This window comes from Vibrio sp. K4, assembly GCF_051122595.1.
Taxonomy (GTDB): domain Bacteria; phylum Pseudomonadota; class Gammaproteobacteria; order Enterobacterales; family Vibrionaceae; genus Vibrio; species Vibrio owensii.
The window spans coordinates 1,188,191-1,201,977 of sequence record NZ_CP178577.1; the positions used below are offsets into that span (position 1 = coordinate 1,188,191).

The window sequence follows — 13,787 nt, forward strand, 5'->3', positions numbered from 1 at the left end:
AGCTTAAAGAGTTTCTGTGTAATAGAGTAATTATTAGAATAATGCGACTAATAATCGGTATTTATAAAACTTTGGTCAACAGTAAATACTATTTGTATTAAGTAGTTATTGATTCAACACCCAAATTATCGAAATTCTTACCACTTGTGATGATTATTTGAGCTAAGCCCATAAATTAAAAGTGGTTTATTAAACGGTGAACGTCTCATATATTGACTGAATGCTCATTAATTTTAAATGATAGCGAATTCTTATAACAGTGAATGGTCAGATCTCTTATAATGCGTCTGCTAAATAACAGGTGTTAAAAGTTTCGCGATATGCAGTACAAACCAGAAGACTCAATAAAGATAGCCATTGCAGATGTAAGTATCGGTATGTTCGTGACTGCAATCGAACAAAATAAACGCGTTAACCTCGCCAATGCGGGACGTGTTTCCACTGCGCAGGGCATTCAAAAGCTGCAAGCAAGTGGGGTGAAGTTCGTTTGGGTCGACCAGAAACTTTCTGCTCAAGAGTGCGTGTTCAAACCTGTTGAAGAAGAACACGATGTCACCTTAGCAGCCTCTGAGGTGATGACTACGCCAAAAATTCAACGCGCGTTTCGTTCTCGCGAAGCGCAGCATAAACGTGCCAAAAAACTGATTGCAGAAGCGAAGTGTTTGGCGCAAAAACTGCTCAACCAAACCTTTGAAGGCAAGGTCATTGAAGTCAACGAGATTGAATCGTGGGCGGATGACATGATCGACAGCGTCTTTATCGACTCAGACGCGCTTCAGTGTGTGTCGGCACTGCGCCAAAAAGACAGCTATTTGCTTGAGCACTCAGTGAACGTCGCTTGTTTGCTGGTTTCCTTCGGTAAACATTTGGGTTTAGATAAAGACACGCTCAAGCAGTTGGCGATTGGTGGCATCATTCATGATGTGGGTAAAATCAAAGTCGATGACGAGATCTTACATAAGCCAGCGCGTTTAACGCCGGAAGAATTTGAGCACATGAAACTGCACCAGGTGTTCGCAGGTGAAATCATTCTTGGCGTAAAAGGCCTGAGTGATGTCAGTCGAGATGTGTGTTTGATGCACCATGAGAAGCTCGACGGTACCGGTTATCCATTGGGTTTGTCTGGCGACCAGATTCCAATGCACGGGCGCATGAGCTGTATCGTCGATATCTACGATGCGTTAACGGCAGACCGCGTCTACAAAAAGGGCATGAGTTCGGCTGAAGCATTTAAAATCTTGTTGAGTTTGACGCCATTCCATCTCGATCCAGATTTGGTTTACAAATTCATCAACTGCATTGGTGTATACCCAGTCGGTTCGATTGTTCAATTGAGCGATGGTCGAGTCGGCATTGTTTGGACATCCAGCGATTCGCAGCCGCTAAAACCAATTGTGAAGTGTTTCTACTCGCGCAAATACAAGCGTTACATCGATGTGGCGATGGTGGATTTGAAAAACAGCTCTCACTCGATAGAGAAAGCCATCGCACCTTCATCGTTAGAAGTAGACCCAAAACCTTTCTATGACTAACGTACAGTGACTGCTTATTTGATGCGATCTGCGAATGATCTTGTCGAATAAGCAATCACTTTACATAGTTGCATATTCCCAGTATGTTGAATGCATAACTAAACAGCTCAAAGTAGGTTAGGGGAGAGATAAACCGAGGTGTGTTACTCTGATTTCTGATCCTGACTTCCTGCCCTGGCTTCAAAACCAGGACGCTTTTAAGGATCTCGAGTAACTTTGGGCTTGTTCAGTTGTGGTTAGAATGATGTGGTGTTTTGCTCTAGTGCGTTTCATGGATCGAAGCGAGAGTAAGACGGCTATTCCACGTGATTCGCTTATTCATTAGCACATTGGAAAGGAGCGCCAATGCAACTCGATACTTGGATCTACTACACCCTCGCAATACTTGTCCTGACTGCTTCTCCTGGCCCGAGTTCGCTACTTTGTTTAAGCAAAGGTGTGAGCAGCGGGTTTCGCCACGCCTTTATGACAGCACTTGGCAGCTTAGCCGCGATCACTATTATCCTTACCCTGTCTTTCACCGGTCTTGGTGTCGTAATTGCTTCTTCGGAGCTGGTCTTTAACCTCATCAAATGGTGTGGCGCGGCGTATCTTATTTGGCTTGGTATCCAAGCGTTGCGATCAAAACAAACCGATTTCTCACAAGCAAAACCAGAACAAGCATCGTCCGATTATCTAAGTGCATTTACCAGCGGCTTCATTGTCGGTTCGAGCAACCCGAAAGCGATCGTGTTCTTCACGGCATTGTTTCCCCAGTTTATTGATCCTTCTGCATCGCTATTCACTCAATACATCATTTTTGCTAGCACGTTTGTGGTGTTTGAACTGAGTTGGTTAACCTTTTATGGCTTGTTGGGTGTGAAGACATCGGACTGGTTATTTTCAAAAGGGAGAGCTAAGTTGTTCAACCGTCTGACTGGCGGCGTGTTCATCAGTGCTGGTGTTGCTCTGTCGACGGCGCATCGAAGCTAAATAACAGCAAGCTAAGCTAAGTTATTAAATCTTAGGCTAAATTAGAAAAACCTTATTTCCAAAATGGAAATCGGAGTTTTGGTTTTTTTCATTAGTGGCAAAGACTCTTGGCGCGTAGAATTCAACGCGTCTCTTCAAGATTGATTTGAAATGAACAAATGATTTGAAGGGGCGTATTCGTTGTATTTTCTCCAGGAACATCTTAGATGACTCAAAGCCTTTCTGATCTTCAGCAGCGTTTCCTTGCTATCGCGACTGATAGCAACTTGTCTCCAAAACAGAAATCAAATTTTCTAGCTTTGGAAGCCGAAGCCACTATTCCATATATGACCGTCTCTGACGAGGTAAGCCAAGCAATGCAGCAAGGCGTCATATGTGACATGTTTGAAGGTCACGCGCCGTTTAAGCCGCGCTATGTTTTGCCAGATTACGCAAAATTTCTTTCTCAAGGTTCTGAATACTTGGAGTTAGCTCCAGCAGAAGATTTCGATGATGCGATCAACATGTTGACCATCATTTACCATCATGTGCCGTCGGTAACCAACATTCCGGTTTACCTTGGTCAACTTGATGACGTGCTAATGCCTTACGTTGGTGACCTCACTGACGACCAAATCTACAAAAAGTTAAAGCACTTCTGGATCATGCTTGATCGCACGTTGCCAGATGCGTTTATGCACGTGAACATTGGTCCGACGGACAACATCATCTGTCGTACGATTTTGAAAGTAGACGCCGAGCTAAAACAGATCGCGCCAAACTTGACGTTCATGTACGACGAAACCGTCACTCCAGAGGATCTGCTAAAGCAAGCAACACAAAACATTTGTGAGTGCAGCAAGCCACACATCGCGAATTACCCAATGCACGCGAATGCGTACGAAGGTGGTCGTTTTGGTATCGTGAGCTGCTACAACTCTCTACCATTGGCTGGTGGTTCAAACACGTTAGTGCGTATGAACCTAAAAGAAGCAGCGAACCGTGCAGATAATCGTGAAGACTTCTTCAACAACGTGCTACCAGAATATCACGGCTTGATGGTTGAGCTGATGGACGCACGCGCTTCACATTTGCATGAAAAGTCTGAGTTCTTCAAAGGCTTCTTAACACAAGAAGGCCTGATCGAAGAATCTCGCTTTGCGCCGATGTATGGTATCTACGGCATGGCAGAAGCGGTAAACGTATTGCTAGAGAAAGAGGGCAATGCAAGCCGTTACGGCCAAGATGCAACGGCAAATGAGCTTGGTCACGCTATCTCTGCAAAATTGTCAGAATTGGTAGAAAGCACGCCAGTGAAGTTTGGTCTAGAAAGCAAAGCGCTACTGCATGCACAAGGTGGTATCAGCCTAGATTTGGATGTAACGCCGGGCGTTCGTATTCCTTACGGTAATGAGCCAGATCCTGTGTCTTACGTGCAAGCAACAGCAGGCCACCACCAATACTACCGTTCTGGCATCAGCGATATTCTGACCATCGACGAAACCGTGAAATCAAACCCAGAAGCGATGTTCAACCTGTGTAAAGGTGCATTGAATGCTGGCTATCGCGAGTTCACGGCAAACGTTGCGTCAAACGACTTGGTTCGCGTAACGGGTTACATGGTGAAACTGTCTGATATCGCGAAATACGATGCAGAAGGTTCACGTACCAATACCACATTCCTAGGTGCAGAAGCGGCGAAGAACACCGGTATTTTAGAGCGTTCACCACGTGTGGTGAGCCACGAAATGTCACCGACTTACGCTAAGTAATTGGTGACGGATAAGAATAAGATGGCTAGACGATCGGAACACCTCTTGGCTAAGGTAACTCGTATCCTTCCGTTCTCTTGTGTTGATGGACCGGGAAACCGTCTAGTCATCTTTCTACAGGGTTGTAACTATCAGTGCATCAACTGCCACAACCCGCACACCATCAATCACTGTAATCATTGTGGTGATTGTGTGAGTGAGTGTCCGGCTGGCGCACTGAAGTTCGACGAAAGCAACAACGTTGTTTGGCTTAAAGAGGAGTGCACCCACTGCGACCATTGTATAGAGATATGTCAGCACCAATCTAATCCAAAAATTACTGACTACTCTGTGGAGGCAATGCTCGATTTGATACGCCAACAGCGCTTTTTCATTAGCGGTGTTACTGTATCCGGTGGGGAATCTACCTTACAGCTTCCTTTCATTACTGCGCTGTTTAAAGGGATCAAACACGATCCTGAATTACAGCATCTCACTTGCTTCATCGATAGCAATGGTTCTTTATCTATCGCAGGTTGGGAAAGAGTGTTGCCGTACATGGATGGCGCGATGATTGACCTTAAATCGTGGCAAAGCGAAACGCACCATTGGTTGGTCGGGCGAGATAATCACCGTGTATTCCAAACCATTCAGTATTTAGCGCAAGCAGGCAAGTTGTACGAAGTGCGTTTGCTTCATATTCCGGGTAAAAGCGATTTAGATACGGAAGTTGCAACGGTAGGGCATTATCTGCAATCGTTGCCAGAATCGGTCAACATTCGTTTGAATGCCTTTCAGCATCACGGTGTAACGGGTGAGGCTTTGGAATGGGAGAAATGCTCCCAAGATGAAATGCAACGCTTCCACGCTCAATTAAGTCAATTTGTCAGCAGACCAATGACCATGCCATCGGTCTACGTGTAGCGCAGTAAAGATAAAAAGGCTTAGAGTTTATTCACTCTCGGCTTTCGACATCCACCAAGGGTCTCACAAGCCTTAAGCACTTGTTGTTGTAGCCATCTTAAAGCGGGATCGTTCAGGCTCGCTTTATTCCACACCAAACTATACGCCACTTGTCCGTACTCAAACGGCAAAGGTCTCTCTATCAATCCCTTGGCTTGCAATGCCATTCGTGCCCAAAGTTTCGAGCAAGTGAACAGATAATCAGAGTGGTGGCACATTACCGCTGCCGAACCAAAATCTGCCACGTGCATGGCGACACTGCGTTTAGCGTAACGCTGAGTTAAGTTCTGTTCAAAGTAAGGTTGGGATAGGTCTTTATCGTGAATACCAATGTGTCTCGCACACAAGTAGTTCTCTACTGACAGTTCTTCTTTCACTAGCGGGTTATTGCTGCCCATTAAACAGATCATTTCGTCTTCTAGAATCGTCTGCCAAACCAAATCTTTGTTGTGCGTCGGTGGTTGGCTGATGTCGTGCGGTAGAATCATAAAATCGACCTGACCACGGATCAGAGAATCAAAACTCATTTGTTCTTTGGCATACACGTTGAGTTGTGCGCGACTCCCCATTTGCTGAGATAAGTCTTGCAGCATAGGTGCGAAGATCTCGAAGGTACTTTCACGCATTGCCAAAGAAAAGCGACCTTCGTAATACGCGGGATTAAACGAGCCTTGGTAAAGCAAACCGTTCATGCTGGAAAGAATGCCATGAACAGAAGGGCCGATGTTCAAAGCAAATGGAGTCGGGACTAAACGAGTGCCATCGCGGTAGAAAAGGTCGTCTTTAAGAATGTCGCGCAGTTGGCTGAGCGTTTTGCTCACGCTGGAAGGGGTCACGCAGAGCTGTTCTGCCGCTTGAGTCACGCTGTGTGTCGTGAGCAGCATGTGCAATACAGTAAGGTGTTTAAGGCTAATGCGTGAGAGTGTTATGTAATCCATTCGCAAGGCTAATTCGTGTGATTTTTCTCAGTATATCAAAATATTATTATGAAACATTTTTTTACGATTGTTGAAGCACGCAAAAAGAGGCGTTTCAATTGGAGCTCGATGCAATAGTTTGGCTCAACTCGGCACTTGATGGGGTGAGTATGGCTTATAACCCTTAGAGGACGAAAGATGCTTTACACAAGCCTGACAAAATAAGGGATTGCGTACAAAGGGAGGAGGTGGTTTACTCGCGTTTCCTAAGTAACAGAGGTTTTAAAAACTTAATGGACGACCCCTTTAGTCGACTGAACAATTCACTGTATGGCTTCCAATCACCGGAGGCGTACTCATGTTAGAACTTTTCATGCAACCAGAAGCGTGGGCTATCTTCGCTACCTTGTTTGCTCTTGAAGTAGTCTTAGGCGTTGATAACGTCGTATTCATCTCCGTTCTGTGTGAACGATTGCCACAGCACCAGCGTAAACTTGCCCGAAACCTAGGTATTGGCCTAGCGGTGATGGCGCGTATTGTTTTGGTGTTCTCGATCTCTTGGATCATGCAACTTACTCAGCCGTTAATCAGCTTCAGCGACTACGCGTTTACGGGGCGTGATTTGATTATGATTGCGGGTGGTGCATTCCTACTGGCGAAAAGCTTGAAAGAGTTGTGGAGTTGGTTAACCCACACTGAACACGGTCACTCGACTCATGTTCGTACTGGTTTGGCTGTGGTTCTACTTCAGATCGTCGCGGTTGATGCTGTGTTCTCGATGGACTCGGTGATTACTGCGGTTGGTCTAACGAGCGAAGTACCAATCATGGTGGCGGCGATCATTTCGTCAGCGATTGTGATGGTGTTGACGGCGGAGAAAATCAACAACCTAGTGACGCGTTACCCGGGCTTTAAGACCCTTGCTCTACTATTCCTAGTATTGCTAGGTGGTCTGTTGATGGCAGAAGGTTTTGCTATTCACATCAACAAAGGTTACGTGTATTTCGCGATGGCGTTTGGTCTAGTGTTGGAAATGTGTCATATCCAACTTAAGAAAAAGCAACGCCCAGTGATTCAACGAATTCGTCCAATCCAACCTCGTTCTATTGCGCTTCAAACACGCTAATTGAAACGCAAACAGTAGACCTAAATAGCCGCTCACACGAGCGGCTTTTTTACGTCTGAATCTTGTTACTTAAGTGGATTTGTCGTCTCGATAAAAAACGGAATTTGTTGTTGTAGCACGGATTTCTTATATAGACCGCCCAAACCCACACGAGTGAACAAAATAGAATGAACAAATTGATCGACGCGTTATCGACGCACGGATACTACATCTGGGATGATTTTATTTCTCAAGAGGAAGTGGCTGAGCTGCGTGACTGTATTCCTGACGATTGGAAGAAAGCACGTATTGGTCGTAACGACGACGTGACTCGTATTGAAACCATTCGTAGCGATAAGATCCAATGGTTGAAGCGTGACATGGGCGCGCCGGTGGCGTCTTTCCTAGACAAGATGGAAGAGATTCGTTTAGAAGCAAACCGCTACTTTTTCCTAGGTTTGTTCGAGTACGAAGCGCACTTCGCGAAATACGAAAAAGGTGACTTCTACCAAAAACACCTCGATTGCTTCAAAGGCAATGAAAACCGCCGTCTAACTACGGTGTTCTACATGAACGAATCGTGGAGTGAAGAAGACGCTGGTGAGTTGGTGGTGTACGATTTGAATGATAATGAGATCGCGAAGATTCCGCCGCGTTCAGGTCGTCTGTTCGTATTCTTGTCTGAGCAATTCCCACACGAAGTATTGCCGACGAACGCGGAACGATTCAGTATCGCAGGCTGGTTCCGTATCAACGGTGTGAAAGACAACCAGTTAGACATCGCACACTAAGCTATCTACACGTGCTTATTTGCAGTGTTTACATGCTTTCAAAACAACAAAGGGACGCCAATTCTGGTGTCCCTTTGTTTATTCTGTTTACTGACTTTGTTTAGCGTTAAACTTCCGTGGAAAGCTGATAGCATGCTTGCATGTCGGCAGACAAAACCTGATAAACATCGGAGCACAGTTTGCCTGATTCAACCTGTTCATCCATGATGTTGGCAATTTCTTGCTGTGTCATGCGTCCTCGATATGGGCGATCTTGAGAAAGCGCTTGAAAGACATCGACAACGGCAATAATACGAGAAGGCACATCCAAAGCTTCCGCCGTTTTATGATAAGGGTAACCAGAGCCATCTAACCGTTCATGATGGTTGGAAGCCCACTCAGCGATCTTGGCATTGGGAAACACTTTGTGTAGAGCAAGTTCAGTATCAATCGTATGGCGCTTGATGCGTGTGTATTCTTGCTTGTCCAGTGGGCCTTCTTTGTGAAGGATCTCATCAGGGGTTTTAAGCTTGCCAATATCATGAACCAGTCCCGCAATAAAAATCATCTCTTGCTCGTGTTCATCCAATCCCATTTTCTTCGCTAAGTAACGAGACAGTTCCGCCACTTTTTGAGAGTGCTGATAAGTAAAAGGACTCTTGGCATCCACAATACGCGCAAGGAACAACCCCAAGCTGTTCATGTCTTCGATGGTGAGTTGCTTCTGTAGCCAATCAATGTTCTCAAACTGAAGCCCAATGGTTTCGATGTGTTCAGATTCCATCGCAAACCAAAATGCATCCGTCATGATCAGCTTAACCATGACATCGCACATATGTGGGTTAAACAGTGTGCCTGCGTTAGCCATCACACACTCGGCAATCAACTCTTCGTGCAAAGTAACCAAGTCGCTATGACAGTTGGAAACGTAATGCGCGCGCATAAAATCGAGACGATCAGCAAGATAGAGCAGAGCGGCGACGTCTTTTTCAAATGCTGGAATATCGATGTGTTCGAGCTCGATCCAATGAGTGTGGTGATAAAGTATCGGGGTTGAAAATTGGGTGAGTAATCGACACTGCTTAAGCGTGTGGTAGCCACGAATACAGTGCGCTTTGGCGTCTTGAGGAACGAGCTGTTCGAGTAGCATCATGTGCTCACGAGTTTCTGAGACACCACAGTCGTGAACCATGCCTGCAAAGTAACAGAACTCTGCTTTCTTAATGTCCCATCCAAGAGTAAGTGCACATTGATATGCGATGTACGCGACTCGATGACTGTGGTGCGTATCATCAACACCTACATAATCTAATGCGCGCGCCACCCAGATGAGGGCCTGTTTTAGATCGACTTCAAATCCCGAGGCAGATTGGGAGTAGGAAGATTGCTTCATTGTTAATACCGACGTTTCTACTGCCTATGCGTTGATTATTATGTTGTTTTTAGGGGAATGCGGCAGCGAACTGGAACCTAAAAACACGTGCATAAGGCTTAGTTATAGTTATGCCGAGAATGATACTGGTTGTCGCACGTAAATTTCATCCGTAGCTCGGAACTATCGATCATTTATTTGAACTACGTATTGATTTGGAAAGAATTTTCTCACTTCGATTGACATCTTTTGAAAACCCCTTAAATAGTGATGTAAAGTATTCTCATTATCATGTTTGTAGTAAAGGGTAAGTTATGAAAAGAGTCGTAGTGTGGGGCGCAAGCAGTGGTCTTGGTTTGGCAATTGCACAATATTTTGCAGAGAAAGGTGCTGAAGTTGTCGGTGTGGCGAGAAATCCAGACAAAAGTCCAGAATTAAAGGCGATTTGTCAGTCTACGTTTGCATGTGATGCCACAGTTGCTGAAGAGGTTGATCGCGTTGTTGAGCAACTCAATCAAGAAGACATCATCATCAGCACGATGGGCAGTTTCCGTGCAGACATCCCAGTAGATTACCTTGGTCATCGTCACCTTATCGATGCTGCCTGTAAAGCATCACTCAAGCGTTTTGTTTTGGTGACGTCACTTGGTTGCGGTGATAGCTGGAAATACCTTTCTGACCGTTCTAAAGCGGGTTTTGGCGGTGTTGTGCGTGAGAAGTCATTGGCGGAAGCATGGCTACAAACCAGTGACTTGGATTACACCATCATTCGACCTGGTGGCTTGAAAGATGGCGAAGTGACAGGCAATGGTGTGTTGGTGGAACCTAAAGAAGTGCATGGTTTGGTATACCGTCAAGAAGTGGCTCGTTTACTGTTTGAGATGCTGGAAAATGGTCAAGGAAGCGGCGAGATCTTCCATTGTATCGATCCAGAGTTGTCTTACTAAGCTCACTCGATAAACTGAATAACCCGCAGGGGCGGAGCTTAGGCGCTGTCCCTGCTTTCGTTTGAATAGAGTACGACTTGGTCACGCCCCAGATCTTTCGCGGCATACAAGGCTTCGTCTGATTCATCTAACAGGCGGTTTGGGTCTATGATGTCGGCTTGCGCGCGCTCTGAAAGGCTAATACCAATGGAGATGGTTAGATACTTGATGGTTGGTTCATCATGATGAATGATTTCTAATTGTTTGACCCGCCCGCGCAGTTGGTTGCCTCGCGCTAACGCTTCTCTCGCATCATGCACAGGAGCGAGAACTACAAACTCTTCACCGCCTAATCGCAAAGCGTAACCATGTGTTTGAACCGCGAACGATTCTAAAGTCTTGGCGACTTTTTGTAGCGCTTTGTCTCCTTGCAAATGCCCTCGGTGATCGTTGAACTCTTTAAAATGGTCGATATCAATAAAGAAGCAGGCGATGAACATCTTGTTGGATTGATAGCACAGCGAGCGGAAAGAGGCTTCAAGCGAACGACGGTTATACAGACCGGTTAAAGGATCGTGCTTCACCATGTCATCCAATTCTCTATTCTTGCGGACCACTTTGTCGACAAGGTGGCTAAAGGCGCGTGCTAAATCTCCGATTTCATCTTTCCTTTTAGTGTTAGGGACTTGAAACAGGCTAATGGTTTCAAAGTTCTGGCGCATAAAGGTCGACAGATTATTGATTGGCGATGAGATGTGGTAAGACAACAAAAGTAACAATGGATATGAGATCGCCATGCCGAGGACGATTTCTCGAATTGAATCCACCACAAATTCATCACGAATCTCACGCACCAATTCAATGTCGTACAGCAGTTCTATGTTGCCTTGAATGTCACCAGTTAATGGCAAAGTGATGTAGAGGATGTCTTTCTCAAAGCTCAGGTGACTTTTACCGATTACCCGGCAAGGATAGAGATCGAGAGTGAAATCTTCTTCGAGTTCCTTGCTCATATAATACTGCTCACGTGCGTCATTGAGGCGAGCCAATAAATACTTCACTTTCACATTGGCTTGGGAACCGGTTTTCTTGACCGAGGTAAGCCTAGCGATGCGCTGGTCTAGGTCTTGCTCGAAAGTTGGGGGGTAGTCTGAACGCCAGATTTCTTTTGCGTCACGATTGTAAGTAACAGACACAGGAGAGTTCGTCACGGAGGAATACCCGTTAACGTACAAATAACGCAAGTCGGTGTGCATCTCTAGCTCATCTTTAAAACTGGGCAGCATGAGATTGGCGTAGTTACCGCCATGCACCGCATCACTGACATGATGAACCAGTGCGCTTGCGCTTTGCTCGCGAGACACGATCGTCGTTTTGATGATGGTATCCATTGAGTTATGAAAATTGTAATAACCCAAACCACCTATCATGAGAATGACGAGAACAAAGTGCGAGAGGAAGATCTTTATTCTTATTGATGTTCCCACGTAATGAACTACTCGTTAAACACATCAATGATGGGTACGGCACATGTCCCATTGATGCAAATGTCCTTATATCCGTTATGACAGCGGTAGCACGTTTCAATCCTCAATGACGGATGACGATCTGATATGTCGTTTCCCTGCCGATCATAACTCCCGTAAAGCACTTCACCAGCAAGATGCTCGGTGACAAAAATAATGTTTTCTTCTTCGTAAACTGCAACTGCCGTTAAGCCATCGGAATAGGGGCCGTGCTTTTTATAAGCATCTACTTTGTGTTTCGGAACATAAATACTCAGGTTGGTGCCTTTACCTTGATTCGTCCAGTTGTACATCTTGACGGTCTCTTGAACAAACGTGGGCGTATCTGGCGGCAATACCACGTCTTGCCCAGGGATAACACTTTGTTTCACAAGCACAAGTTTGTCGAGGTTTTCTGGGAAGCTCGCCAATGAGCCCGCAAAAACGGATCCCGAAAAGACCAACAAAGCAAATGGCTTGTATCCCATGGCTCGTCCTCAACCATTAGTACTTAAGTTATAGAATAGTAGATAAATATTGGTTTGGTCGGCTTAGGCGTGTAGATGGATGAATACGGAATTCTGTGAACCCACTATCTCGTATTGAAGAAAAAAGCATCTAGAATGAATACTCAAAAACAAAAGGACTTTGTATGTTGAAACATCTGCTTTATCGCGGTTACACCAATGGACTGAAGGTGGCCGCTTACGTTCTTCCTCTGCCGAAACCAACGTTATTTTCAGGCCCCGGTAGCATTCATGAGCTCACGGAAGCTATCGCCGATCTCGGATTCAAAAAGTTACTGCTCGTTACCGACGAAGGGCTAGTAAAAATAGGAATGGCAGAGCAAGTAGCAGAAAGTGCCAGAACGAGAGGTTTAGACGTCGCACTTTATGCAGAGGTAAAACCTGACCCTACTTATGATCAAGTTGAACGTGGATTAAATGTCTACCTAGAATCCGGTTGTGATGCGATTTTGGCGCTTGGCGGCGGTTCTGCAATGGATTGTGCCAAGGTGATTGCAGCCAGAGTGACCAACAAGAAATCCATCAAGAGATTGGCCGGCTTGTTTCGCGTGTGGAGAACACCAGCGCCATTATTTGTGATTCCTACAACGTCAGGCACCGGTTCTGAAGTTACCGTCGCGGCGGTCGTTTCCGAGCCTGATACTCACCATAAAACCCCTCTAATGGATCCGAAGTTAGTACCTTTGATGGCAGCGCTCGATGCCAATCTACTCGTTGGTTTGCCTGCAAAGATAACGGCTGACACCGGTATAGATGCTCTGACTCATGCGATTGAAGCCTACATATCCCGCAACGCGACGACGGAAACCAAAGCGTATTCAGTTGCTGCTATTAAACTCATATTCCAATATCTCCCTCGTGCCGTAGAAGAGGGCAGCGATATTCAAGCTAGGCAAAAAATGGCGATGGCGTCTTACTATGCAGGCCTTGCCTTTACCAAAGCGAGTCTTGGCTATGTACACGCGTTCGCGCATAACCTAGGTGCCAAGTACGGTTTACCTCATGGAATGGCAAATGGCCTTGCTTTGCTACCAGTGCTCCGGTTCTCATTCTCTGAGATTGAGCCACAACTGACTGCACTAAGCGCAGCGTTAATGGATGTACAAAGTGAAGCTATGCCAAACGCACAAGCGTTCCTCGAGAGATTGGAAGGGCTGTACAACGAGATTGGCATCGAACAAACGTCGTCACTGTTGAAAACCTCTGACACTGACGAGTTGGTGACTTTGATACTTAAAGAAGCGCATTGGAACTATCCAGTGCCTAAGTTCATGAATGAAGAAGAGTGCGCCAAATTGCTTGCGGAAATCAGAGTTTAACTACTGCTGTATAAAATGGTTTACATGTGTGGGTCTTTATCCTTACACTTTGCTTGATCTTATTAGAAAGATCCTACAGAATCGTCATCATTCCAAATATGGTGTTAGGTTTGGTGTGCCGTAGCCCGATCTGATGCTGATAAATCTTA

At 45.6% G+C, this 13,787-nt stretch carries 12 protein-coding genes; 8 read left to right on the top strand and 4 right to left on the bottom strand.

Annotated elements, in window-relative coordinates:
* Window positions 1–320: 320 nt before the first annotated feature.
* The 4 genes from ACLIIY_RS05575 (at window position 321) to ACLIIY_RS05590 (ending at window position 5,158) form a co-directional block, all read left to right on the top strand.
* A complete protein-coding gene (locus ACLIIY_RS05575) occupies window positions 321–1,532 on the top strand; it encodes an HD-GYP domain-containing protein (RefSeq protein WP_005442074.1) in 1,212 nt (403 codons plus the stop codon).
* Window positions 1,533–1,877: 345 nt separating this feature from the next.
* Complete coding sequence (locus ACLIIY_RS05580; protein ID WP_434528273.1) at window positions 1,878–2,504, top strand: LysE family translocator; 627 nt, start codon at window positions 1,878–1,880, stop codon at window positions 2,502–2,504.
* Window positions 2,505–2,710: 206 nt separating this feature from the next.
* Window positions 2,711–4,255, top strand: coding sequence for a YjjI family glycine radical enzyme (locus ACLIIY_RS05585; protein WP_434528274.1), 1,545 nt, complete (start codon window positions 2,711–2,713; stop codon window positions 4,253–4,255).
* 21 nt (window positions 4,256–4,276) lie between these two features.
* On the top strand, window positions 4,277–5,158 hold the full coding sequence (locus tag ACLIIY_RS05590; protein ID WP_434528275.1) for a YjjW family glycine radical enzyme activase: 882 nt from the start codon (window positions 4,277–4,279) through the stop codon (window positions 5,156–5,158).
* A gap of 20 nt (window positions 5,159–5,178) precedes the next feature.
* On the opposite strand, the gene ACLIIY_RS05595 is transcribed toward ACLIIY_RS05590, so the two are convergent.
* The gene (locus tag ACLIIY_RS05595) at window positions 5,179–6,135 is read right to left on the bottom strand and encodes a LysR family transcriptional regulator (RefSeq protein WP_005442091.1); all 957 of its coding nucleotides are present in this window, start codon (window positions 6,133–6,135) and stop codon (window positions 5,179–5,181) included.
* A gap of 337 nt (window positions 6,136–6,472) precedes the next feature.
* Between ACLIIY_RS05595 and ACLIIY_RS05600 the strand changes: the two genes are divergently transcribed.
* Together ACLIIY_RS05600 and ACLIIY_RS05605 are read left to right on the top strand one after the other, a co-directional pair.
* A complete protein-coding gene (locus ACLIIY_RS05600; RefSeq protein WP_020195945.1) occupies window positions 6,473–7,240 on the top strand; it encodes a TerC family protein in 768 nt (255 codons plus the stop codon).
* A gap of 167 nt (window positions 7,241–7,407) precedes the next feature.
* Window positions 7,408–8,010, top strand: coding sequence for a 2OG-Fe(II) oxygenase (locus ACLIIY_RS05605; protein ID WP_005442095.1), 603 nt, complete (start codon window positions 7,408–7,410; stop codon window positions 8,008–8,010).
* 106 nt (window positions 8,011–8,116) lie between these two features.
* Here the strand turns inward: ACLIIY_RS05605 and ACLIIY_RS05610 are convergent, their stop codons facing one another.
* Complete coding sequence (locus tag ACLIIY_RS05610; protein WP_434528276.1) at window positions 8,117–9,382, bottom strand: HD domain-containing phosphohydrolase; 1,266 nt, start codon at window positions 9,380–9,382, stop codon at window positions 8,117–8,119.
* 293 nt (window positions 9,383–9,675) lie between these two features.
* On the opposite strand from ACLIIY_RS05610, the gene ACLIIY_RS05615 reads away from it, so the two are divergent.
* Window positions 9,676–10,308 carry an SDR family oxidoreductase gene (locus ACLIIY_RS05615; RefSeq protein ID WP_434528277.1) on the top strand — a complete coding sequence of 211 codons (633 nt, stop codon included), beginning with the start codon at window positions 9,676–9,678 and terminating at the stop codon, window positions 10,306–10,308.
* A gap of 38 nt (window positions 10,309–10,346) precedes the next feature.
* Here the strand turns inward: ACLIIY_RS05615 and ACLIIY_RS05620 are convergent, their stop codons facing one another.
* Window positions 10,347–11,678, bottom strand: coding sequence for a GGDEF domain-containing protein (locus ACLIIY_RS05620; RefSeq protein WP_020195942.1), 1,332 nt, complete (start codon window positions 11,676–11,678; stop codon window positions 10,347–10,349).
* A 104-nt stretch (window positions 11,679–11,782) separates the two neighbouring features.
* The gene (locus ACLIIY_RS05625) at window positions 11,783–12,280 is read right to left on the bottom strand and encodes a hypothetical protein (RefSeq protein ID WP_434528278.1); all 498 of its coding nucleotides are present in this window, start codon (window positions 12,278–12,280) and stop codon (window positions 11,783–11,785) included.
* A gap of 164 nt (window positions 12,281–12,444) precedes the next feature.
* Here ACLIIY_RS05625 and ACLIIY_RS05630 point away from each other — a divergent pair, with 164 nt between their 5' ends.
* Window positions 12,445–13,638, top strand: a complete 1,194-nt coding sequence (locus ACLIIY_RS05630; RefSeq protein WP_434528279.1) for an iron-containing alcohol dehydrogenase — start codon at window positions 12,445–12,447, stop codon at window positions 13,636–13,638.
* Window positions 13,639–13,787: the final 149 nt, after the last annotated feature.

Coding starts and splice junctions, on each gene's coding strand:
- ACLIIY_RS05575 (WP_005442074.1), top strand. CDS start 321: ATGCAGTACAAACCAGAAGACTCAATAAAGATAGCCATTGCAGATGTA.
- ACLIIY_RS05580 (WP_434528273.1), top strand. CDS start 1,878: ATGCAACTCGATACTTGGATCTACTACACCCTCGCAATACTTGTCCTG.
- ACLIIY_RS05585 (WP_434528274.1), top strand. CDS start 2,711: ATGACTCAAAGCCTTTCTGATCTTCAGCAGCGTTTCCTTGCTATCGCG.
- ACLIIY_RS05590 (WP_434528275.1), top strand. CDS start 4,277: ATGGCTAGACGATCGGAACACCTCTTGGCTAAGGTAACTCGTATCCTT.
- ACLIIY_RS05595 (WP_005442091.1), bottom strand. CDS start 6,135: ATGGATTACATAACACTCTCACGCATTAGCCTTAAACACCTTACTGTA.
- ACLIIY_RS05600 (WP_020195945.1), top strand. CDS start 6,473: ATGTTAGAACTTTTCATGCAACCAGAAGCGTGGGCTATCTTCGCTACC.
- ACLIIY_RS05605 (WP_005442095.1), top strand. CDS start 7,408: ATGAACAAATTGATCGACGCGTTATCGACGCACGGATACTACATCTGG.
- ACLIIY_RS05610 (WP_434528276.1), bottom strand. CDS start 9,382: ATGAAGCAATCTTCCTACTCCCAATCTGCCTCGGGATTTGAAGTCGAT.
- ACLIIY_RS05615 (WP_434528277.1), top strand. CDS start 9,676: ATGAAAAGAGTCGTAGTGTGGGGCGCAAGCAGTGGTCTTGGTTTGGCA.
- ACLIIY_RS05620 (WP_020195942.1), bottom strand. CDS start 11,678: ATGGATACCATCATCAAAACGACGATCGTGTCTCGCGAGCAAAGCGCA.
- ACLIIY_RS05625 (WP_434528278.1), bottom strand. CDS start 12,280: ATGGGATACAAGCCATTTGCTTTGTTGGTCTTTTCGGGATCCGTTTTT.
- ACLIIY_RS05630 (WP_434528279.1), top strand. CDS start 12,445: ATGTTGAAACATCTGCTTTATCGCGGTTACACCAATGGACTGAAGGTG.